This window comes from Streptomyces odontomachicola (genome assembly GCF_039605595.1).
Classification (GTDB): domain Bacteria; phylum Actinomycetota; class Actinomycetes; order Streptomycetales; family Streptomycetaceae; genus Streptomyces.
In genome coordinates this window covers 69390-91285 of the sequence record NZ_JBCFOK010000010.1, presented here as the reverse complement: position 1 = coordinate 91285, position 21896 = coordinate 69390, and the positions used below count along the sequence as shown (strand labels likewise).

Below are 21896 nucleotides of genomic sequence, written 5' to 3'. Positions count from 1 at the left end.
CTGCCACGGTGCTCACGCTCCCAGCCGGTGCATCTCGTCGCGGAAGGACTGCTCGGTCCACGGCGCGCCGTCGGGCGCGTGGACCTGGCGGGCGTTGAGCCCGCGGATCACGGCCTCCAGCTCGTGCCCGTCCTGGGTGTAGACCTCCTCCAGGGTGGCGGCGAGCTTGAGTTCGTACGGGCCCGGCTCGCGGGTGCGGGTCTGGTGCACCTCCAGGTACGGGGTGCCCCCGTCGTGCTGACGGTGATCGGTCACGGTGCCTCCTCGGTTCACAGGTCCAGGGCCAGAGGGCCCGAGGCGCAGCGCGAGACGCAGATCATCATCGTCTCGCCGCCCGCGCGCTCGGCGTCGCTGAGCAGGAAGTCGCGGTGCTCGGGCGTGCCGGAGAGCACCCGGGTCTCGCAGGTGCCGCAGATGCCGTCGCGGCAGGAACTGGGCACGGACACCCCCGCGCCCTCCACAGCCTCCAGCACGCTGGTGCCGGGCTCGACGCGTACGGTGCTCCCGGTGCGGCGCAGCTCCACCTCGAACGCCTCGTCCCCGTCGGCCGGTTGGGGCTGCGTCGGCGCGGCGAAGCGCTCCACGCGCAGCCGGCCGGCGAGGCCCAGCGCCTCGCAGCGTTCCTCGACGGCGGCGAGGAGGGGCTCGGGGCCGCAGCAGTAGACCAGGGTCTCGCCGGCGGAGCCGGCACCGGAGCCGGAGCCCGAGCCGGCCTCGGCCAGTGCCGCCTCCAGGTCGATGTGCCCGTGCTCGTCCTGCGGCCAGAGCGTCACCTCGCCGTGCAGGGAGACGAGTTCGGCCAGTTCGGCGCCGAAGGCCATGGAGGCGCGGCGCCGCCCGCCGTGCACCAGCCGCCACGGGGTGCCGCGGCGCGCCGCCTCCCGCGCCATGGGCAGCAGCGGGGTGATGCCGATACCGCCCGCGAGGAACACATAGCGGGCGGCGGGTTCCAGCGCGAAGTTGTTGCGCGGGCCCTGCACGGTGACCCGCGCTCCGGGGCGCAGCGCGGAGTGCACGTACCGCGAACCGCCGCGCGAGGACGGCTCGTTGAGCACCCCGATCCGGTAGCGCAGGGGATCACGGGGGTCGCCGCACAGCGAGTACTGCCGTACGTGCCCGCCCACGTGAAGGTCCAGGTGCGCGCCGGGCTCCCAGGCCGGCAGCGGCTTGCCGTCGGGGTGCACCAGCTCGACGGAGAGCACGTCCTCGGCCTCCCAGGTCATGCGGTGCACGAGCAGTTCGGACGGGGGTTCTGGAATCGGCGGGGTCTCGTTCATCGCGGAACCTCCTCGTCACGCGGTGGGGAGCTTCACCGGCGGGGTGAAGGGGGTCTTCATGGGGCCGAGCGCGGCGAGGTCGACCTCGACGAGCACGGGCCCGTCGGAGGCGGCCGCCTCGGAGAGTACGGGGCCCGCCTCGCCCTCGGCCGCGATCCGCGCGTAGGGCAGCCCGGCGGCGCGGGCCAGCAGCGCGAAGTCGGGCGCGGCAAGGTCCACTCCGGAGCGCCGGTCGAAGTAGCGGTCCTGCATGTTGCGCAGCACCCCGTAGCCGCCGTCGTTGAAGACGAGCAGGGTGAGGCGGGGCGCGGCCTCGGCGAGGGTGAGGAGTTCGCCGAGGTGCACGGCCAGGCCGCCGTCACCGGCCATCACCACGGTCGGCACGTCGGGGCGTCCCAGCGCGGCGCCGATGCCCATGCCGAGCCCCTGCCCGATGCCCCCGCCGCGCGGGAAGACGTTGCCGCGCGGGTCGTAGATCTCCAGCAGCCTGTTGCCCCAGCTACTGGACGGGATGGTCACATCGCGGGCGATCACCGCCTCGCGGGGCAGCACGGAACGCATCGCCGCGCACACCGCGGCCTGCGGCCCGATGGACTCGCGCTGTGCGGCCCGTACTTCCTCGCGTACGGAGGTGACGCGCGAGGTCCAGGCGGGGTCCGCGCCGACGCCGCTCCCCACACGTTCCAGCAGCGCGTCCAGCACGTCCGGCGCGTGCCCGTGCAGCGCGTGCGCCGCCGGGTACACGCGGCCGAGCGCGGCGGCGTCGATGTCCACCTGGATGTGCGCGGCGGGGAGTTCGAGCCCGTAGTCGGCGGTCTCGTTGGAGCGGAAGTGCGTGCCGATGCTCAGCAGCGCGTCGCACTCGGCGAGCAGGGCGCGGGCCGCGGGCGCCGTGGCGTAGTTGCCGATCACGCGCGGCGAGTCCTCGGGAACGGTGCCGCGCCCGGAGTTGGACGTCAGCAGCCCGGCCCCGGTGGCCTCCAGCAGCGCGGCGACCTGCGCGCGGGCCCGGGTCGCACCGCCGCCGGCCCAGATGAGGGGGCGACGGGCCTGCGCCAACAGGGAGGCGGCGGAGTCCAGTCGAGCGCCGTCCGGCACGGGCAGGGGCTCGGGCTCAGGCAGCTCCACGACCGCCCCCGGGTCCTGCTCCGCGTACTGCAGGTCGATCGGCCACTCCACGCTCGCGGGCCCCGCCGGATCGGTGCGGGCCGCGCGCGCCGCCTCGCGCAGGATGCGCCCGGCCTCGCCCGCTCCGGTCACGGTCGCCGCGTACGCCGAGACCGCGCGCAGCATGCCGAGCTGGTCGCGGGTCTCGTGGATGAAGCCGCGGCCCTTGCCGAGGTGTTCGCTGTCGATCTGTCCTGTGACGTGCAGGACGCCGGTGCCCGCCGCGAGCGCCTCGATGAGGGAGCCCGCCGCGTTGCCGGCCCCGGTCCCCGTACTGGTCAGGGCGCAGCCGATGCCGCCGCGCGCACGGCCGTACGCGTCGGCCGCGCTGACCGCCGTGGCCTCGTGGCGTACGGGGACGAAGCGCAGCTCCCGGTCCACGGCCTCGACCAGCGGCAGGTTGTGCACGCTGACGATGCCGAAGACGGTGTCGATGCCGAGTGCGCGCAGGACGGAGACGAGCAGGTCGCCGCCGTTCGGTGCGCGCCCGTGCGGCGCGGTGGTGTTCACGGTGGACGCTCCGGTGGGGAAGGTGGGGTGAGCAGGGGGTTCAGGAGAGGGCGCGGCCGACGCCGCCGCCCACGTCCAGGGAGCTGCCGGTGATGTAGGAGGCGCGCGGCGAGAGCAGCGCGAGGACCGCGTACGCGACCTCATCGGCGCTGCCGAGCCGCCCGAGCGCGATGCCCCGGTCGTCCGCGAGCTCCCGCTGCCACTCCTCGTACGAGAGCGGGCTGCCGGAGGCGGCGTAGCGGCGCTCCCACTGGCCGGTGTCGATGAGGCCGAGGCATACGGAGTTGACGCGGACGCCGTCCGGCGCGAGCTCCTCCGAGAGCGACTTGGAGAGGTTGAGGATCCCGGCGCGCGCGGCGCTGGTGGTGATCAGCCGCGGCTCGGGCTGCTTGGCGAGCACGGCGTTGATGTTGACGACGGAGGCGGCGGGCGCCTCCGGGGCCGCGGCGGAGGCGCGCAGCGCGGGCAGGGCTGCGTGCAGCGGGTTGAGCACGCCGGCGAATTTGAGCTCCAGCTCGTCCCGCCAGTCCTCGCCCGTGGTGTCGGCGAAGCGCTTCATGCGGGAGGCGCCGGCGTTGTTCACCAGCCCGTGCAGGCCGCCGAAGCGGTCAGCGGCGCGGTCGGTGAAGCGGCATACCTCCTCCGCGTCCCGTACGTCGCATGTGCCCGTCAACAGACGCTCTGCATAAGGGAGTTGAGCGGTCGCCTTCTCCAAGCGGGCGGCGTCGCGGGCGCAGGTGGCGACCTGCGCGCCCTCCTCCAGCAGGGCGCGGACCGTGGCCAGGCCGACGCCCGAGCTGCCGCCGGTGACGAGTACGGTGCGGCCGGCGAGGCCGAGGTCCATGGTGATCTCCTAGATGTCCGACCGGGGTCAGTGCATGGTGAAGCCGCCGTTGACGGCGATGACCTGTCCGGTGAGGTAGCGGGACTCCGCGCCGAGCAGGAAGGCGATGAGCCCGGTGAGGTCGTCCGGCTGCTGCGGGCGCGAGATGGCCCGGTTGAGCCGGTACAGCTCGTGCCGCTCGGCCGGCACGCCCTCGGTGGCCTCGCACTCGGTGAGGCCGGGCGCGACGGCGTTCACGGTGACGCCCTTGTCGCCGCACTCCCGCGCCATGGCCCGGGTGAGGGCGATGACCGCGCCCTTGGACGCGATGTAGTGGGCCAGCCGGGGCGAGCCGTAGAGCGCCGCGTCCGAGGCGAGGTTGACGATCCGGCCGCCGCCGTCCGCCACGAGCTGCGGGAGCAGCGCGCGGGCGACGAGCCAGGGGCCGCGCGCGTTGACCGCCATCAGGCGGTCCCACTCCTCCACGCCGATGTCCTGGAACTCCTTGCCGCCGACGCCGTTGGCGAGCCCGGCGTTGTTCACCAGGCCGTGCAGCGGCCCCAGTTCGGCGGTGCGTTCCGCGAGCGCGTCGACCGACTCCGGGTCGCCGACGTCGGTCCGTACGGCGTACGCGTCGATGCCCTCGGCGCGCAGCTCCCCGACGGCCTTCTCCGCACGCTCGGCCTCGTACTCGGCGACCACGACGCGGTGCCCGTCGGCGCCGGCCCGGCGGGCCGTGGCCAGTCCCAGGCCACGGCCCGCGCCGGTCACCACGACGGTGCCGGCGGACGCAGCGCCGGACGACGTGCTCCCGGCGGTCATGCGGTCCTCGGGCGCGGCCATCAGTCGCGGGTCACGCCGTGCATCGGCGAGTGCTCGGGGTAGGTGGGGACCTGCGGCTTCCGGGTGCCGATGACCACGCAGAACAGGGCGTCCACGTCGCCCTCGTTCTTGAGCGAGCGGGCCACGCCGGCCGGGACCACGATCATGTCGCGGTAGCCGAGGGTGCGGTACTCGGCCTCGCCCTCGCCCCGGTGGATGCCCACCCGCACCTGGCCCTCCAGGACGAAGAACGCCTCCTCGACGTCGTGGTGGGTGTGCTCGGGGCCCTCGGCGCCGGGGGGCAGCAGCATGTTGGAGAACGTGAAGCCGCCGGAGGGCAGGACGCGGTTGTCGCCCTCGTGATTGCCGGTGGCGCCGGAGCCGACGTACCGGATCTGCGCGCGGCGGTACTGGTCGCCCGCCTTGGCCTGGAAGGCGAGGGTGTCCCAGTCGGGCTCGCGGGAGTCGCGGGTGGCGATGAGCGAGTCGGTGTACTTGGCGAGGTCGCCGCCGTTGTCGTAGTCGGTGGTGGTCAGGGGCATGGTTCTTCTCCTTTGGATTTCCAGCGGGTTGGGGTTTCGGGGACTGCGTGGTCTGCGGGGCTCACTCCGGGATGCGGGCCGCGATCCGCAGGTGGGAGAGCACCCAGGCGTTGAAGGACGCGGGGCGCTCCTGGTTGGCGAGGTGTCCGGCGCCGTGCACGATCACGTACGCGGAGCGGTGCACGGCGCCCGCGATGGCCTGGCCGGCCTCGGTGCCGGTCACCCGGTCCTCCTCGCCGCACAGGACCAGCACGGGGACGCCCAGGCTCGGCAGCTCGGACCGCAGATCGGCGGACGCCATGGACTCGGCGGCGTACGCGTAGCCGGGCAGCCGCACGGAGGCGGCCATCGTGTCGGTGACCTTGCGGACCAGGGCCTCGGGCGCGTCGGGCGAGAGCAGCCGGGGCGCGCGCCGCGCCGCGAACGCCTCGGCCCCCGACTCGCGCAGCTCGCCCGCGCGTTCGCGCATCGCGGCCGCCTTGGCCTCGGTCACCCCCGACCCCGGGCTGGAGTCCGCGACGACCAGGCTCTCCACCAGTGCGGGGTGCCGTGCCGCGAGCCGCAGCGCGATGACCCCGCCCCAGGAGACGCCCAGCACGTGGGCGGTGCCGTCGGTCCCGCCGTGTGCGCGGATGAGGGCCGCCGCGGTGTCGGCGTACGCGTCCAGGTCCAGCGGCCCCACCGGGTCGGCGGAGCGCGCGTAACCGGGTGCGTCCCATGCCAGCACCCGCGCGTACGGGGAGAGCGCGGCCATCTGCGGCGCGAAGGCGTCGGCCGAGGAACCGATCCCGTGCAGGCAGAGCAGCAACGGTCCTTCCGTACCGGCCCGTTCGAGATGCAGTCCGGCGATGTCGTACGGGACCGATGCCTCCGGGGTCTCCTGCGCGCTCACAGGATCTGTCCCGTCCGGCCGGCCAGCGCGCCGAGGCTGCGCAGTACTGCGTACGGCACGACCTGGCTGGTGGCGGGGTTGCCGGGGTCGGGCAGGTGGGCCGCCTCGAAGCGGTAGCTGCCGTGCGCGCCCTCGGCCTCGATCACATGGCGGGTGTGGGCCGCGCCGGGATCGGCGACGACGGACACCTCGACCTGTCCGGGGTCGCCCACCGCCAGGGCCACGGAGGCGGCCACGTTGGTGGACTTGGGGAAGCGCTCGGGCACGTCGCGCGCGGTGCCCCGCATGACCTCCACGGGCCCGGTCGCGGTGCGCATGAGGCGCAGCAGCTCCTCGTCCATCCACGGCTGTTCGAGGGTGCCGGGGAGCTTGGTGGTGGTGAGGCGTACGCGGGTGAGGGGGCCGAGACCGCGTACGGCCTGGAGCAGGTCGAGGCCGCCGACGGCGCCGCCGGTGAAGTAGACCCGGCCAGGACCGGCGGAGAGCAGGCGCCGCGCCAGGTCCTCGTCGGTGAGCGCGCCGGTGGAGGCGATCAGCAGGTCGGTGCCGGAGCGCAGCACGTGCTCGCCCCATTCGCGCACGGCGGCCTGGCCCGCGGCCTCCACGATCAGGTCGCAGGCGTCCAGCGCCTCGGCGAAGCCGAGCTGGGGCGCGGGCGCTGCCCCCTCGCCGAGCGCGCGGTTGTCCACGACGCACGCCAACTCGGCGCCGGGCACGGCCCCTTCGGCGACGGCGTGTCCGACCACGCGGCCGATGGCGCCCCAGCCGACGAGGCCGACGCGGCGTACGGGAGCGGGTTTCACGGGGGCGGCGGTCTCGGTGACGGGCGCGGTCATGCGCTGATCCCCTTCCCGGGGGTGAGGTGCGGCTGCCCGGCGGAGGCGTTCCCGGCGACCTCGGCCAGCGGGCCCGGGTCCGGGATGCCCGCCATGTGGTCGCGGATCTCGGCGGAGGGCGGTCCTGCCGTGCCCCACAGGTCGGAGAGCTCGGGGACGCGGCGCCACACGCGGGCGATCCAGGCGTCCTCCACGATCTGCGCGACCTCGGAGGTGTACTCGCACACCAGACCCGCCGGGTCGGTGAAGTAGGAGAAGGTGTTGTTGCCGGGCCCGTGCCGCCCGGGGCCCCACTTCGGGGTGATGCCGTGGTGGCGCAGCCGCCCCAGGCCCCGCATGAAGTGGTCGACCGAACTCATCTCGTACGCCACGTGGTTGAGCGAGACCCAGTCCGCCTGGTTGAAGGCGATGCAGTGGTGGTCGGCGTTGCAGCGCAGGAACGCCATCTGGTGCTCCGACCAGTCCGAGACCCGCATGCCGAGCACGTCGCAGTAGAAGGCGACCAGCCCGTCGATGTCGGTGGTGTTGAGCACGGTGTGCGTGACCCCGACCGGTACGGCGCTGTCCCGGCCGCGCGGCGGCACCGCCTCCACGTTCGCGCTCAGCTCGATCAGCCGGCCCTCGGGGTCGGTGAAGCGCAGGCCGTAGCCGCCGCCCGCCTGGTGCAGCGGGCCCGGCTCGGTGACCGGCACGATGCCGCGGGCCAGCAGCCGCCGGGCGGCCTCGTCGATCTCGGCGGGGGTCGCGACGGCGAAGGCGATCCGGCCGAGGCCGTTGCGCTCGGCGCGGGTGAGGGACAGCACGTGGTGCTCGGGCCCGCTGCCGCGCAGCCAGCCCGCGCCCGACTCGCGGTCGGCGTCCACGACTTCGAGGCCCCACACCTCCGCGTAGAAGTCGGCCGCCTCGGTGAGGTACGGGGTGCGCAGCTCCACTGCGCGCAGCGCGCGCAGCCGTGCGACGGGCGGATGGCCCACGGGCGGGGCCTGGGGTTCGGGCATCACGGGTGCTCCAAAGCGGTCGGGTGCGGTACGGATGCGGAGTGCGGGCGTAGGGGGTCGGCGTACGGCTTCCGGGGCGCGCGGGCGCTCAGCCGGCGGCCCAGGGCAGCGGGGCGTCGTCGGTGCCCCAGTAGAGGCTCTTCTGGCGCTGGTAGGCGCGGATGCCCTCGCGGCCCTTCTCGCGGCCGAGTCCGCTGTCCTTCATGCCGCCGAAGGGCGTGGCGATGCTGAACTGCTTGTACGTGTTGATCCACACGGTCCCCGCGTCGATGCGCCTGGCCACCCGCCAGGCGCGCCGGTGGTCCCGCGTCCAGAGCCCGCAGGCCAGCCCGTACACCGAGTCGTTGGCCTGCGCGACGAGGTCGTCCTCGTCGTCGAAGGGCAGCGCGACCAGCACCGGGCCGAAGATCTCCTCCTGGCACGCGCGCGCCGAGTTGGGCAGCCCGTCAAGCACGGTGGGCAGGTAGTACGCGCCGTCCGCGTACCGCTCCCCCTCGGGCGCCGCTCCCCCGCACAGCACCCGCGCGCCCTCTTCGCGCGCCAGGTCCACGTACGAGGCGACCGCGTCCCGGTGCCGGTGGTGCACGAGCGGCGCGACCTGGGTGGCCGGATCGGTGCCGGGGCCGACGCGCAGTTTGCGGGTGCGCTCGACCAGTTCGCCGACGAACTCCTCGTAGCGCGAGCGCGCCACGAAGAGACGCGAACCGGCGATGCACGACTGCCCGCTGGAGGAGAACACCCCGAACAGCACGCCCGCCAGGGCCTGTTCGAGATCGGCGTCCTCGAAGACGACGGTCGGCGACTTGCCGCCCAGCTCCAGGGACACGGGCATCAGCTTGTCCGCCGCAACGTGCGCGATGCCGCGCCCCGTCGACGTACCGCCGGTGAAGGTGACCTTGCCGACGCGCGGGTGCCGCACCAGCGCGTCGCCGGTCACCGCGCCGCTGCCCGGCAGCACCGAGAGCAGCCCGGCGGGCAGCCCGTGCTCCTCCAGCGCGCGGCAGATCAGCCGGCCGAGCGCGAGGGACACCAGCGGGGTCCACGCGGCGGGCTTGAGCAGCACCGCGTTGCCGGCGGCGAGCGCGGGGGCGAGCTTCTGCGCGTCGCTGGCGATCGGCGAGTTCCACGGGGTGATGGCCGCGACGACGCCGATGGGCTCGTGCACGCTCATGGTCAGGTACGCGCCGCGCGAGGGGGTGACCGCGTCCTCGGCCGTCTCCAGGGCCGCGGCGGTGTAGCGGAAGGTGCCGGCGGCGGACAGCACCAGGGCGCGGGTCTCGGTGCGGGTCTTGCCGGTGTCGGCGGTCTGGAGCGCGGAGAGCGCGTCGGCGTGCTCCGCGATCAGCTCGGCGACCCGGTGCAGCAACAGGGCGCGCCGGTGCGGGAGTTGACCGCGCCATGCGGGGTCGGCCGCTGCGCGTGCCGCGCCCTCGGCCGCCTCGTCGGCGTCCTCGGCCGATGCGGCGTGAACGGTGGTGAGCACCCGCCCCGTCGCCGGGTCGACGGTCTCCGCCGGTGCTCCGGCGCCGCGCCGCCACTCCCCCGCCACCAGCACCTCGTCCGCGGGGAGTTGAAGCATCGGAGACCTCCGGTCGGGTCGGTGGATGGGGGAAGCGCGCCGCCGGACGGTCGGCGCCTGGCGAAGAAACCTAAGGGCTTAAATATTTCTCCGCAAGACCCCGCGTCGGGGTCGATTCACGGGACTTCTCTGCCGCGACAGTTTTCGGCCGCGACCTCTTGACGCTCTCCGGGGCACGGCCGCTACAACTTAAGCCCTAAGACGTTTAGTGGTTGCGCGCCCTTCGCCCCGGTGACACGCCGCCCCCTCCTGCGCGAGGGTGCTCCGGTCGCGAGGGCACACCCCCCGCGCGGCGCGCACCGCACCGCCCCGCCCTCAGCGGCGCCCGGAAACGGGCGACCGTCCCTCCCCGCCAGTCGCGGCGCCCGCCTGCGCGTACGCCGCGGCCCAACCCGCTCCGCCGCCACGGCAGCCGCCCACGGCACCGGAGTTGGAGGACCCTGGATGACCGTCGACACCCCTCCGGGCAGCGACTCGCCCGACGCGCACGGGAAGACCGGCGCACAAGAGAAACCGGGCGCACAGCCGGGCACACAATCGGGCACACAGGAGAAACCCGACGCGCACGGGAAACCCTCGGCCGCCGCGGCCCGCGCCGCCATCGCCGCACGCTTCGAGCGGCTCCCGGTCTCCCGCTGGCACGTCACCGTGCGCCTCATCGTCGGCGTGGTCACCTTCTTCGAGGCCTTCGACCAGCTCCTGATCGCGTACGCCATGCCGGAGCTGCGCCAGGAATGGCACCTGGGCACCGCGCAGTCCACCGCCGTGCTCACCGTCGGCTCGGTCGGCATGCTGGTCGGCGCGCTCTTCTCAGGGCGGCTCGCCGACCGGATCGGGCGGATCAAGGTCATCGCGCTGTGCGTCGCGGTGTCCGGCGCCTCCAGCCTGGCGCTGGCCGCGTGCACCTCGGTCACCCCGTTCATGGTGCTGAGGGTGGTGCAGGGCCTGGCCATCGGCGGTGAGGTGCCGGTGGCGGCCACGTTCATCAGCGAGATCACCCGCAGCTTCCGCCGCGGCCGCTTCGTGCTGCTCTACGAACTGGTCTTCCCCGCCGGCCTCACCGTCGGCGCCGTCGCCGCCGCCTGGGTGGTGCCCGCGCTGGGCTGGCGGTGGATGTACGTGATCGCCGCGGTGCCGGGGCTGCTCTGCTACCTGGTGCAGCGCGCGGTGCCCGAGTCCCCGCGCTGGCTGGCGGACCACGGGCGGCTCGACGAGGCGGCCGAGGTGATGACCGCGATCGAGGCGAAGGTGGAGCGGACGGCCGGGCCGCTGCCGCCGGTGCCGGAAGCGGTCTCTCCCGCGGAGGTCGGGAAAGCCGGGACGGCCGGGGACGCGTCCGTGTCCGCCGCCCCGAGGGCACCCGAACCCCGCGCCACCGAGGCCGAGTTGGCAGCGACCGGACTGCGCGGGCTGCTGACCGGGCGGTACCGGCGGCGCACGCTCGTGGTGTGCGTGCTGTGGTTCACCGGCTACTTCGTGAACTACGGGATCACGTCCTGGCTCCCCACCATCTACGGCAGCCACTACGGCCTGTCGCTCTCCGACTCCCTCGTCTACTCGACCGTGACCTCGAGCGCCGGTTTCCTCGGCTGCCTGTGCGTGGCGCTGACCGTGGACAGGACGGGACGCAGGCCCGTGGTGACCGCCTGCCTGGGCGCGACCGCCGTCGTGCTGGTCACGCTCGCGCTGCTCGGCGCGCACACGCCGGTCCAGGTGCTGATGTGGACGTCGCTGTCCGCCGTGTTCTTCTTCGGGTCTAACATCTGCCTGTATCTGTACACACCGGAGCTGTTCCCGACCCGCATGCGCGCCCTGGGCAGCAGCGCCGGGGGCGCCGTGAACCGGCTCGGCCTCATCCTCGGCCCGCTCCTCGTCGGCTGGGTGTACGCGGCGGGCACGGTCCCCCTGGTCTTCGCCATGCTCGCGGGCGTGGCCCTGATCGGCGCGCTGGCCGCCGGCTTCTTCGCGGTGGAGACGGCGAACAAGCCGCTGGAGGAGATCTCCCCCTGAGGGCCCCTCACGGGTTCGGTGCGGCGGGCCCAGGAACGGTACGTCGGCAGTGCGGGCAGGTCACCGAGACCAGCACGCGCGGCGCGTACCAGAGACCGCCGCACCGCCCGCGGGGACAGCGCATCAGCACGTCGGGCTCCAACTCGGCGTCTCCCTCGGACAGTTCGGAGACGGCGGGCCGGTACCCGCACGCAGGGCACGCCAGGGTCCGCATACGGGGGTCCTTCCGCCTCCACTCGCGCAGACGGTCCTCCCCCTCGGCCGCCGTCGGCGCGCGGCGGCCGAGGGGGAGGGTGAGGAGCCCGCGCACCACGTCCCGTACCGGTATCCGTACGCGGCCCGGGATCTCGTACACGGTCCGGCAGCGCGGACAGCGCATGGCCAGGACGTACGGCGCCTCGTCCGGCACCTCGTACGGTGTCTCGTCCGGCCTCTCGTGCGAGTCGTCCTCCCGCATTCCCGCATCGTCGCGCTCCGCGGGCGCGGGTCAATCCCGGAGGCGCCGGGCACACGGGCGCGCCGGAAAGTGCCGCACCGCATTCCGCCCCCTCCGCCCCGCATTCCCCTCCCGCCCTCTGTTCAAGAAGGGACCGCCCTAGAATCGCTCCTCGCTCCGGGCTGACCTCCGGGGCGGCTGGAGGGGGTCATGGGCGTACCCGTGCGGCACACCGCACCCCGGAAAACGTCAACGCGGCTGCTCACAGGCGTGGTTGCGGCCCTCACCCTGACGCTCGGGGCCGCGCTGCCGGGAATGGCGCAATCCGGTACCGGCAATTCCGTACCGGGCCGTGATCGGCTGGCCGACCGCCTCGCGCGGGAGGTCACGGAGCGGGGCGGGTTCCGTCATCTGCGGGCGCTGCAAAATGCCGCCGACGAGAACGGCGGCAATCGCGGGGCCGGGACTCCCGGTTACGCCGCCTCGGCCGCGTACGTCACAAGCCGCCTGACGGCCGCCGGTTACCGCGTGCGCTATCAGCGCTTCGCCTTCCCCGACTTCCTCCCCGTACGGGAGACGGCCGCCGAGACCGCGCCCGTACGGCGTCGGCTGCACCCGCTCATGGCGCGGTTCAGCCCCCCGACCCCGCCCGGCGGGCTGCGGGCGCCGCTGGCCGTGCTGCCGGGGCAGGGGTGCACGGCGGAGGAGTACGAGCGCGCCGGTGCCCGTTCGCGCATCGCGCTCGTGCGGGGCGAGGAGTGCGAACTGACCGTCAAGCAGCGCGCGGCGGCGCGGGCCGGCGTGCGGGCGGTGCTGATGAACGTCGGCGCGCCGGGACCCACCATGAACCTCCGCTACCGGATGAAGCCGCCGACCGCCGGGCTCATCCCCTCCGCCGCGCTCTCCCGGGGCGAGAGCGAACTCCTGGCGGCCGACGCGGCGCGCGGCCCCGGCCCCGTGTCGCTGCACCTCACGCTGCGCGGGCGGCACGTCCGCACCTCCACCTTCAACGTGCTGGCCGACACCCCGACGGGCCGCCCCGACCGCACCGTGGTGCTCGGCGCGCATCTGGACAGCGTGCCGGAGGGGCCAGGCGCCGACGACAACGCGAGCAGCGCGGCGATGGTGCTGGAGACGGCGCTGCGGCTGGCGCACCACTGGCCCGAGGTGCGGCACCGGGTGCGGTTCGCGTTCTGGGGCGCGGAGGAACGGGGGCTGGTGGGATCCCAGCACTACGTGGACCGGCTGGACGCCGCCGGACGCCGCGACCAGGCGCTGGACCTCAACTTCGAGACCATCGGCGCCCCCAACTACGCGCGGCTGGTCTACGACGGCGACGACAGCGAGGGCACCGGCGCGGGTCAGGGACCGCCGGGCTCGGCCGCCATCGAGCGGGAGTTCACCGGGTACTTCGCGGCGCGCGGACTGCCGACGGCGGCGCTGGACTTCGACGGGCGCTCCGACTTCGGCCCGTTCATCGCGGCCGGCATCCCCGCCGGAGGGGGCTCCGGCGGGTACAACCACCTCAAGACGCCCGCCTGGCAGCGCCTGTTCGGCGGGACGGCCGGACAGTACCTCGACCCCTGCTACCACCAGACCTGCGACACCGCCGACGGGATCAGCCGCACGCTGTTCGGCCAGTTCGGCGCGGCGATGGCACACGCGACGGGGCGCTTCGCGCAGGACCTCGGCGGCGTACCGGACGTACGGCGGCGCCGCTGAGGGCGCCGAGGGCTCCGGGCGCGGTGACGGAATCGGGAGAATCAGCCAGCAATGACGCACGGGGGAACGCACAACAACGCGAACAACGCGACCTATGAAGGGGGTTCGGCCGGAGGGCGGCCCGGTGTCGTCTTCCTCGGGCTGCTCCTGCTCTCCGCCACGACCGCCTCGGCCGGGGTCGCCACGGTGCTGCCCGCGCTCACCGCGCGGCTCGCGCTCGACGGTCCGGCCGGCGCCTGGCTGATGGCCGTGTACGCGACCGGGTTCGCCGTGGCGACGCCGCTGTTCGGGCGCGCGGTGGACCTGTACGGGCTGCGCGCGGCCATGGTGTCCGGGCTGCTGCTCATGGTGGCCGGCTCGCTGACCTGCCTGTTCGCGAGTCCGCTGGCGGTGCTGCTGGCGGGGCGTGCGGTGCAGGGCGCGGGAGGGGGCGCGGTACCTGTGGTGGCCGGCGCGGCGCTGCTGGCCCGCGCCGACCGGCGGGCTCAGCGGCGCGGGCTCGGCGGCTTCACGGCGCTGATGACCCTGACCTCGACGACGGTCCCGGTGCTGGCCGGCCTGTCGGCCCAACTGGCGGGCCCGCGTGCACTGTTCGTGGTCTCCAGCGTACTCGCGCTCGCGCTGCTGCCCGCCTCCCGCGGCATTCCCTCGCAGGCGCGCGGCGCCCCGGCCCCCTTCGGCCTCGCTGCCGCGGCGGGGGTGATCGCGGTGGTGTCCGGGCTGCTGCTGGGGGTGCGCGCGGCGACCGATCCGCGTGCCTCGGCCGGCTGGATCCCGCCGCTCGCGGGCGCGCTGCTGCTCGCCGGGGGCGCGGTCGTACGGGGAACGCGCCGGGCGATCGTGCCGGTGCGCCTGCTGCGGGAGCGGCGGGTCGCGGTGGTGGTGGCGGCCGGATTCGCGCTGTTCGGCACGTACTTCGCGCTCCAGTTGGCGATTCCCGCGCTGCTGGCCGCGGCGCGCGGCTGGTCGCCCGCGCACATCGGTCTGGTGCTGCTGCCGGTGGGGGTGTGCGGGGCGCTGGGCTCCTGGGCGGCGGGGCGCCGCGACGGCCACCGCTCCCCGGCGCCGCTGCTGGCCGCGGTCGGCGCTGCGGGTACGGCGTCGCTGGCCTGCGCGGCGGTGTGGCCCGGCGTGCCGTGGGTGCCGGTCGCCGCCTTCGGCGTGATCTCGGCGTGCATCGGCGCGGGCAACGTGGTCCTGCTCGGCGCGCTGGCCCTGGCGGTGGGCGACCGGGCCCACGGCTCCGCCCTGGGCCTCTACAACCTGGTCTTCTACATGGGCGGCTCCCTGACCGCCGCGGTGACAGGCCGCCTGCTCCCGCTCTCCCCCGGCCTGACGCTCGCCGCGCTGGCCGTGCTCCCGGTCACGACACTGCTCCTGGCGGCGTTATGGGGCCACCACGACACGACCGAGACGCCCCGGGCCCCGGCACCGGAGAGCCGGGCGGGGCGGAGGGCGGGGTGAGGCGGGTGTCTTCTGGCGGTGTCAGCGTGTGCGCGCCACATAGGCCAGCAACTCCCGCCCCCGCAAACCGAACCGCTCCTTGAACTCGCCGTTCCGGCGGCCGCCCTCGAAGACCCGCGCGCCGCGTCGCAGGGCCTCGTGGATCGCCTCCAGGAACAGGAGGTAGTTGGGGCTGAATGTGGGGGACGCGTCGTAATCCGTGCCGCTTATCCAGAAGTGGAGGCGGTCCTCGTCCAGCAGGCATGCGGCGCCTGCCACCAGGCGGCCGTCCACGCGGAGTTCGAGGACGCGGGCGCGGTCGCCCAAGGCGGAAACGAAGCGCTGGAAGCGGCCCGGCGGGAAGAAGGAACCCGCGCCGAATTTCGCCATCGTGCCCTGGACCAGGGACAACAAGCCGTCCAAGTCGGCGCCCGCAGGGCCGGCGACGCGGACCGCCAGGCCCGCCTCCCCCGCGCGGCGCCGGAAGCGGCGCAGGTGCTGGCGTTGGCGGGGAGAGAGGCCGGCGATGAAGTCCTCGATGCCGGTGCAGCCGTCGAGGTCGAGGGTGAAGCGCTCGTCCACGCGCACCCGCGTCAGCGCGTAGGGGCCGGCCAACTGATCGAGGCAGTGCGCCAGTTCGCCGCCCGCCTCGACGTTGACCAGGCCGTACCAGTCGGCGCCGCTCTGAGCGGCCAGGGCGCCCGCGGCGTCGAGGAGCGCGGACAGAAGGGCCGGTTCGAGCGGCGCCGCCGCCGGTACGCGGGTGTCGTAGCAGTGCCATACGTGGCTGAGCAGACCCACAGGGGCCGAACCGGAAGGGAGCTGGTGCACCAGCACACCCAGCGGATCCATGTCGTACTGGAGGAACAGCGGCAGCGCGGCCACCGCGTCCCCGCCCCCGTCCCTGGCCAGCAGGTAGTGGGCGCGGGCGATGGGGTGCAGGGGCGCGGCGGCGTACGCGTCCAGATAGCGCGGATGGTGGAAAAGCGGAACGCGGCCGGCCCGCGCCAGCCGCTGCCATTCGAGGCGCACTGCGTCGAGCGAATCGTGCACGTCCACGCGGTACGGACCGGCCCGCGACCCGATCACCCGCACCCCCTCGTACCCCCTCACGGCAACCGCCCCCTCGCACGCCCCCTCACAGCAGCCACCCCGCCCTCCGCATCATGGCCAGGAAGCGCCGCGCCGAGGCGTGTTCCATCGGCAGCAGGCTGTCCAGCGCGGCGTGTTCGACCACCAGGTCCTCCCCCGTCTCGCCGTCCACGCCCTGGGCGAGGGTCACGGCGCGCGCGTACCAGCCGCGCTCGTCCTCCGCCATCAGCTCCAGGAACCAGGAACGGTCCTCCTCCGCACAATCCCCCAGCAGCGCACGCAGGTTGAAGGGTCCTGGCCAGGCGCGCTTGTAGACGTAGCCGCCGGTGCCGCGCGCCCCGGACGCCGTCCGGCGGGCCTGCGCGCCGTCGGCCATCGGCGCCAGCGACCTGGCGAGCGCCGCCGTGCGGTCCGCCCACGTGCGGGTGAGCTGCACCCCGGCGCCGAGCTGCCGGAGCGAGTCCAGCGCGCCGGTCACCGCCCGCGCCTCGCGGTCCAGCGCCCGGCCCGCGTACACCGCCGCCGCCGGATCGGTCCAGCCGGTGCGTCCGTACGCGGGCGCACCCGGCGCCGGCAGGTGCCCGGTCAGGCGGCGCGCGCCCCAGCGGGCGACCGTGGCCGCCAGGTCCTCCCAGGCCAGCGGCGCGCCGGGGGTGCCGGCCTGGCACAGCACAGCGAGCGCGGCGGCGGAGACGGCGCCGCAGCGGCGCAGTTCCTGCGGGTCGACCTTGTCGGTGTCGTCGGCCTCGGAGTGGTGGTGGCGGTCGGGCCAGTGGCCGAGCTGTACGGCGGGGCAGCCGATCGCGCGGTCGCACAGCACCCCGTGGTCGGAGGCCCCGGTGAACGGCGTGGACCGCCAGGTCCAGGTGTCGCAGCCCACCGCGCCGCTGAACGACCGCGCGGCGGGCGGCAGCGCGCGCACGCACTCCTCGACCAGCGCGGTCAGCGCGGTGGGCACGTGCAGCGGGCTGCGCTCCACGATCAGCGGGCCGCCGCAGAGCTGCTGGTCCTCGCCGGTCATGTCCAGATTGAGCGCGGCGAACGGGCGCGATCCGCCCGCGCGTTGCTCCATTCCGTGCGCGTACGCCGCCGTGCCCACGATCTCCGGCGCCCACAGGAAGCGCACGGTGCGGCGCGGCGCGCGGGCCGCCAGCAGGCGCGCCGCCTCCAGAGCCGTGCACACCCCCGAGGCGTTGTCGTTCGCGCCCGGCGCCGGGTGGCACAGGTGCGCGGTCACCAGCGCGTGCCGCCCCGTGTCGTCGCCGGCCGGGGTACGGGCCGTGACCAGCGGCATCGTCTCGGGTGCGGCGCGCACCGCGACATGGGCGCGCACCTGCTCGCCCGCGCGCCGGAGCCGTTCCAGTTCGCCCAGCACCGAGCGCGGCACGCTGAAGCCGAACAGCGGGCTCCGGGGGGCGAGTTCGATGCGGCGTACGGGGCCCGCGTTGCCCGCGGCGAAGCCGCACGCCCCGTACCGGTGCAGCACCTGCGGCAGCCCGGGCCCCGGCGGCGCGTCGAGCAGCACCAGCGCGCCGCGCGGCCAGCTCTCCGGCGGATCGTGCGGCAGCCGTACGAGGGGTGCGCCGAGCCCTCCCGGCGGGGTGGGCGCCGAGTGCGCGGCGAGCCCGTAGGGCTGCTCGGGGTAGCGCACCAGGGCCGGGGCGCCGGTGCGGCGCGCCGGCACGAGCGAGGCGCGCTGCGGCGTCCAGCCGACCGGAGCGGCGAAGGTCCACCAGTGCGTCCTGCCGTCGGCCGGCAGCGAGAGCACCTGCACGTCGGCCAGCCCCGCGTCGACCGCCGCCTCGGCGACCAGCGCGGCCGCCGCGTGGATGCCCTGCGACGCCTGATAGCGGTCGTGGCGTACGAGACGGTGCAGCAGGTCCATGGCGCGGCCGGTGTCGAAGGCCGCGTACAACTGCGCGACGGTACGCCGCAGTTCCCCACTCGGCTCATCCACCGGCACGCCCCTCCCGTCCGCGAGCCGCACCAGCACGCGCACCACCAGCACCCGGACCACGCGCACGCGGACCACCAGACCGCGGACCACCCGCCCGCAACGCCTCGTACACCGCGCGCTCGCGCTCCTCCGACAGCGGGACGGACAGGCGCAGGAGCGCGGGTGCCGGGGGGACCGTGCAGATCTCCTTGGCGAGGATGCCGCGCCCGGCGAGCAGGGCCCGTGCCCGCGCGCCGTCCTCGACGGCCACCCACGGCAGCCAGGGCGGGCCCGAAGCGGCGGGCGCGGCGAGTGCGAGTCCCACGGCGCGCAGCATCGCGCGGAAGCGCGGCCGCACGGCGCGGGTGCGCTCCCGCAGTGGCCCGAACACGTCGCCGCGCGCGAGCAGTCGGAGCGCCGCGTGCAGCCCGAGCTCGTTCACCGCGAGCGGCGGTGCGAGGCGGCGCAGGCGCTCGGTGACCGGCTCCCCGGCCAGCGCGAATCCGACCCGCAGCCCGCCAGCGCAGTACCCCTTGGCCAGTCCGCGCAGCACCACCAGGTTGCCGTGCCGCGCGAGCAGGCAGGCCGTGGAGGCCGAGGGCCCCGCGTAGTTGGCATACGACTCGTCCACCACCAGCAGCCCGTCGCTGCGCGCGCGTGCCAGCGCCCTCGCCAGGCGCTCCACCTCGGCGACGGACGCCATGCCGCCGTCGACGGCGGGGCGTTCGAGCAGCACCAGGGAGGGCCGGTGCGCCACGGTCAGCTCGGCGGCCTCGGCCGCCGAGCGCGCGGGCGGCGCGGCGCAGGCCCCCAACTGCCGCGCCCACAGCGGCAGATCGGGATGGTGCGCGGCCAGGTGCAGCAGCGGCCCCGCGGTGGCCAGGCCGGCCAGCGCGTGCAGCAGCCCCGTGACGCCCGCGCCGGCCGTCACCTGCCGGTCGGTGAGCGGGCAGCCGAGCTGGCGCGCGAGGACGGGGGCAGCACGACGGCCCGCGTACGGGTCGCGCACCGCGTAGTGCCGCGCCCGCTCCCCCAGCAGGCGCGGGCCGCTCGCGCACAGTTCGGCCCACACCGGCTCCAGCGCCCGGGTCACGTACCCCGCCTCGTCGGGTGACCAGCGCAGATCCAGCAGTTCGCCGCCCGGCGCCGGCTCCTCGGCGTGCGCGCTCACCGCGGGGCGCGCGGCGGCATCACCGCCCGCGGCCCCGGCGTACCGGCTCCCTCGTCCCGCCTCCGTACCGCTCACCGCCCCGACAGGCCCTGCTTGCTGAGGAATCCGCAGATGTCGCACAGGCCCTCGGGGTTGGGCACGCCCTCCTGGAGGAGGTAGACGCCCTCGCAGATGCCGCAGCGCTCCTCCAGCAGCGGCAGCATGAAGCGCTGCGCCGTGGAGAACGCCTGGAACAGGTAGTAGTCCACGCCCGGCCACAGATCGTAGAGATGGTCGGCGACCGCGTACGCGAGGGAGCGTTCGTCGGGGCCCGTGGTGAAGCGGCCGGGCGTTCCCTGGCGGGTCAGCTCGGGGGCCACGAGCTCCAGATAGAGCGTCAGCTCCTTCTTCGTGATGCGGTAGAGCGGGAAGACGTAGCGCAGCGCGCCGATCTCCCGTACGGGAATCCCACCCATCCGGTAGCCGCTGGTGAACCAGGTCACCAGGCTCGCCACCAGGTCGTCCGCGTTCAGCCCGAAGGCGACCACCCCGGCGCCGCGTTCCTCCGCGGCCCGCTCCAGCATGCGGCGCATCACGTGGTGGACGATCACCATGTTCATGGAGCGGTGCTCGCCCGCGACGAGCTGGTTCATGGCGTCCACGAAGGGGCGGCGCAGCCGGAAGGTCTCCTCCACCTCGCGCGCGGTGACCACGGCGTGCTCGATGCCCAGGCCCTCGCAGGAGCGCCGGGCCGCCTCGAAGGTGGCGGGCTCGTCCCAGTCGGGCAGCCCGGTGATGGTCACCGCGGTCATGCGGGTCTCCGGGTAGCGCCCTCGCGTGCGCTCCAGCAGCTTGAGGTACGAGACGCTGTCCCGCCCTCCGGACAGCCCGATCACGCTGTGGTCGCCCTCGCGCAGGGTGCCGCCGTGCGTGATGCTCTGCACGAAGGCGGCCTCCACGTACTCCGCGAAGGACTCCGCGCCCATCTGCTCGGCGCGCACCTCCAGTTGGCCCTTCTCGTCGAAGAGGACGCGCTTGGTGTAGACGGGGTCAGGGGTGCCGTACGTGCGGGTGGCGGGCCTGCGCGTGACGTCCAGGTCGTAGTGGCGCACCTGCCGGACGGTGATCACCTCGTCCTCGCCGAGCGTCACCACCTCCTCGGAGACCGGCTTGCCCTCGCGGTAGACGAGCACCGCGTTGGCGGGGATGCCGTAGGTGCGCAGCACCTCGCGCAGCGGCTGTCCCGGACGGGCCGTCAGACTCTCCGACTCCCCGACCTTGTTGATGAAGACCACGCTCATGGTCCTTCTCCTTCGTGAGTGGTACGGGCGTCGGTGGCGCGGGTGCCGGTGGTGCGGGCGTCGGTGGAACTGGTGCCAGCGGTACCGGCATCGGCGGTACGGGGATCCGGGTCCAGGCCGGTGTCGGTGCCGGTGCCGGACCACACCGCGAGCGGCACGCGCAGCTCGTCCTCCGTGCGGGCGCCGTGCTCCCAGCGGCAGCGCGGGTCGGGCACGGGGAAGGCGGGGCCCGTGGCCAGCGCGACCACCTCGCCGATCCGCGCGTGCGCGAGGGGCGCGTGCGCCGGGTCCGGCAGCAGCCCCCGCGCGGCGAGTTCGGCGGGCGTGCGCACCTCCGCGTACGGGGCCAGCGCCTCGCGCGCCTCGGTGAGCAGCCGCTCCTCCGTACCGGGGCGCGGGTACAGCCAGCGGACGCGGCCCGCGCCGCCGCTCGGCAGCACGCAGCGGTACGGGGTGTCCAGCGCTGCCCAGGCGTTGCGGGCCCGCTCGTCGTGGGTGACCGGGGTCAGGCCGTGGTCGGCGTGCGCGGTCACGGTCCATCCGCGCTCCGCCCACCCGGCGGCCGCCTCGTCCAGCCGCCGCAGCGCCCGGAACAGCCGCGGTCCAGGACCGTGGCGGTGCAGCCAGGTGTCGAAGTCCAGGTAGGCCCAGAGCAGGAGGGGGCGGCGGCGCTCGGCGGCGAGCAGCGCGCCGATCCCGCGCACGGCCGCCTCGGCGACGGCCTCGGGGGCCCGGCCGAAGTCCGCCGGCCGGTGGGGAACCCGCAGCGCGCCGTCCAGCAGCGCGGTCGTCCAGGGCCCGTTGAGCCCGTCGAGTTCGGGGCACAGCGCATAGGCGGGAATTCCCCTGGAGCGGGCACGCTGAAAGAGCGTGCGCACACCGGTTCCGCACACCGCTCCGGTTTCGGATTCAACTGGTGCGGGATCAGCGGACGTTCCCTCGCCGGACCAGGTCCGCACCCGCCCGTGTGCCGGATCGAAAAGCACCCCGGGGGAATCCGCGCGCACGGTCTCTTCCCCCTCTGCGGAATACGCACGGGCCGGTACGCGGAATTCCGCGCCCACCGCGGCGTGTTCGGCGATTCCCGCGCCGGTGACCGCGGTCAGCCAGGCGGTCACCGAGGTACTGGGGAATGTGGAGCGTAACTCCCGCAAAGCCGAGGGGCGCAGGGTCCGCGCGGCCCACTCCCAGCCGACCCCGTCGAGCGCGAGGACCAGCACCCCGTGCCGCGCACGCTCCATCTGCCGCATCACCAGCCCGGCGACGGTGTGGAGGCCGGGCGGTACGGGAGGTTCCGGCGCGTGCGGCGGAGGCGGCGGGGCCGTGCCCGAGGCGACCGGCCCCGCCTTCACTTCAACGT

General features: G+C 74.7%; 19 protein-coding genes. 3 read left to right on the top strand and 16 right to left on the bottom strand.

Going from position 1 to position 21896, the window contains the following annotated elements; genetic code table 11:
* Positions 1 to 12 precede the first annotated feature (12 nt).
* The 10 genes from ABEE00_RS19600 to ABEE00_RS19555 all read right to left on the bottom strand — a co-directional run bounded on the left by ABEE00_RS19600 (position 13) and on the right by ABEE00_RS19555 (position 9446).
* Positions 13 to 255, bottom strand: a complete 243-nt coding sequence (locus ABEE00_RS19600; protein ID WP_345746861.1) for a recombinase-like helix-turn-helix domain-containing protein — start codon at positions 253 to 255, stop codon at positions 13 to 15.
* A 14-nt stretch (positions 256 to 269) separates the two neighbouring features.
* Complete coding sequence (locus ABEE00_RS19595; protein ID WP_345746860.1) at positions 270 to 1277, bottom strand: PDR/VanB family oxidoreductase; 1008 nt, start codon at positions 1275 to 1277, stop codon at positions 270 to 272.
* Between the two features lie 15 nt (positions 1278 to 1292).
* A complete protein-coding gene (locus tag ABEE00_RS19590) occupies positions 1293 to 2954 on the bottom strand; it encodes a thiamine pyrophosphate-binding protein (protein ID WP_345746859.1) in 1662 nt (553 codons plus the stop codon).
* Positions 2955 to 2994: 40 nt separating this feature from the next.
* On the bottom strand, positions 2995 to 3798 hold the full coding sequence (locus ABEE00_RS19585) for an SDR family oxidoreductase (protein WP_345746858.1): 804 nt from the start codon (positions 3796 to 3798) through the stop codon (positions 2995 to 2997).
* Positions 3799 to 3825: 27 nt separating this feature from the next.
* Positions 3826 to 4599: a 3-oxoacyl-ACP reductase family protein gene (locus ABEE00_RS19580; RefSeq protein ID WP_345747056.1), complete on the bottom strand. Its 774-nt coding sequence runs from the start codon at positions 4597 to 4599 to the stop codon at positions 3826 to 3828.
* Positions 4600 to 4619: 20 nt separating this feature from the next.
* Positions 4620 to 5141, bottom strand: coding sequence for a cupin domain-containing protein (locus ABEE00_RS19575; protein WP_345746857.1), 522 nt, complete (start codon positions 5139 to 5141; stop codon positions 4620 to 4622).
* Positions 5142 to 5202: 61 nt separating this feature from the next.
* Complete coding sequence (locus ABEE00_RS19570) at positions 5203 to 6033, bottom strand: alpha/beta fold hydrolase (RefSeq protein ID WP_345746856.1); 831 nt, start codon at positions 6031 to 6033, stop codon at positions 5203 to 5205.
* On the bottom strand, positions 6030 to 6869 hold the full coding sequence (locus ABEE00_RS19565) for an aspartate dehydrogenase domain-containing protein (RefSeq protein ID WP_345746855.1): 840 nt from the start codon (positions 6867 to 6869) through the stop codon (positions 6030 to 6032). Before ABEE00_RS19565 ends, ABEE00_RS19570 begins: the two co-directional genes overlap by 4 nt.
* Positions 6866 to 7867 (bottom strand): VOC family protein, encoded by a 1002-nt coding sequence (locus tag ABEE00_RS19560; RefSeq protein WP_345746854.1) that lies wholly within the window; start codon positions 7865 to 7867, stop codon positions 6866 to 6868. Before ABEE00_RS19560 ends, ABEE00_RS19565 begins: the two co-directional genes overlap by 4 nt.
* 88 nt (positions 7868 to 7955) lie before the next feature.
* Positions 7956 to 9446: an aldehyde dehydrogenase gene (locus tag ABEE00_RS19555; protein ID WP_345746853.1), complete on the bottom strand. Its 1491-nt coding sequence runs from the start codon at positions 9444 to 9446 to the stop codon at positions 7956 to 7958.
* A gap of 444 nt (positions 9447 to 9890) precedes the next feature.
* Between ABEE00_RS19555 and ABEE00_RS19550 the strand changes: the two genes are divergently transcribed.
* On the top strand, positions 9891 to 11456 hold the full coding sequence (locus ABEE00_RS19550) for an MFS transporter (protein WP_345746852.1): 1566 nt from the start codon (positions 9891 to 9893) through the stop codon (positions 11454 to 11456).
* Positions 11457 to 11463: 7 nt separating this feature from the next.
* On the opposite strand, the gene ABEE00_RS19545 is transcribed toward ABEE00_RS19550, so the two are convergent.
* Positions 11464 to 11913 carry a hypothetical protein gene (locus ABEE00_RS19545; RefSeq protein WP_345746851.1) on the bottom strand — a complete coding sequence of 150 codons (450 nt, stop codon included), beginning with the start codon at positions 11911 to 11913 and terminating at the stop codon, positions 11464 to 11466.
* 294 nt (positions 11914 to 12207) lie between these two features.
* On the opposite strand from ABEE00_RS19545, the gene ABEE00_RS19540 reads away from it, so the two are divergent.
* Positions 12208 to 13614 carry a M20/M25/M40 family metallo-hydrolase gene (locus tag ABEE00_RS19540; protein ID WP_345746850.1) on the top strand — a complete coding sequence of 469 codons (1407 nt, stop codon included), beginning with the start codon at positions 12208 to 12210 and terminating at the stop codon, positions 13612 to 13614.
* A gap of 51 nt (positions 13615 to 13665) precedes the next feature.
* Complete coding sequence (locus ABEE00_RS19535; RefSeq protein ID WP_345746849.1) at positions 13666 to 15078, top strand: MFS transporter; 1413 nt, start codon at positions 13666 to 13668, stop codon at positions 15076 to 15078.
* 21 nt (positions 15079 to 15099) lie between these two features.
* Here ABEE00_RS19535 and ABEE00_RS19530 read toward each other — a convergent pair whose 3' ends face one another.
* From ABEE00_RS19530 to ABEE00_RS19510, 5 genes are read right to left on the bottom strand one after another with little or no spacing between them, the layout of a single operon-like run.
* Positions 15100 to 16170, bottom strand: coding sequence for a GNAT family N-acetyltransferase (locus ABEE00_RS19530; RefSeq protein ID WP_345746848.1), 1071 nt, complete (start codon positions 16168 to 16170; stop codon positions 15100 to 15102).
* A gap of 25 nt (positions 16171 to 16195) precedes the next feature.
* Positions 16196 to 18172, bottom strand: coding sequence for a DUF4910 domain-containing protein (locus ABEE00_RS19525; protein ID WP_345746847.1), 1977 nt, complete (start codon positions 18170 to 18172; stop codon positions 16196 to 16198).
* Entirely contained in the window at positions 18099 to 19331 is a 1233-nt protein-coding gene (locus tag ABEE00_RS19520) for an aminotransferase class I/II-fold pyridoxal phosphate-dependent enzyme (RefSeq protein WP_345746846.1), read from the bottom strand. Before ABEE00_RS19520 ends, ABEE00_RS19525 begins: the two co-directional genes overlap by 74 nt.
* Positions 19328 to 20536, bottom strand: a complete 1209-nt coding sequence (locus ABEE00_RS19515) for an adenine nucleotide alpha hydrolase family protein (protein WP_345746845.1) — start codon at positions 20534 to 20536, stop codon at positions 19328 to 19330. The genes ABEE00_RS19520 and ABEE00_RS19515 overlap by 4 nt, the downstream gene beginning before the upstream one ends.
* Positions 20533 to 21888 (bottom strand): alkaline phosphatase family protein, encoded by a 1356-nt coding sequence (locus tag ABEE00_RS19510; protein WP_345746844.1) that lies wholly within the window; start codon positions 21886 to 21888, stop codon positions 20533 to 20535. Before ABEE00_RS19510 ends, ABEE00_RS19515 begins: the two co-directional genes overlap by 4 nt.
* Positions 21889 to 21896 lie beyond the last annotated feature (8 nt).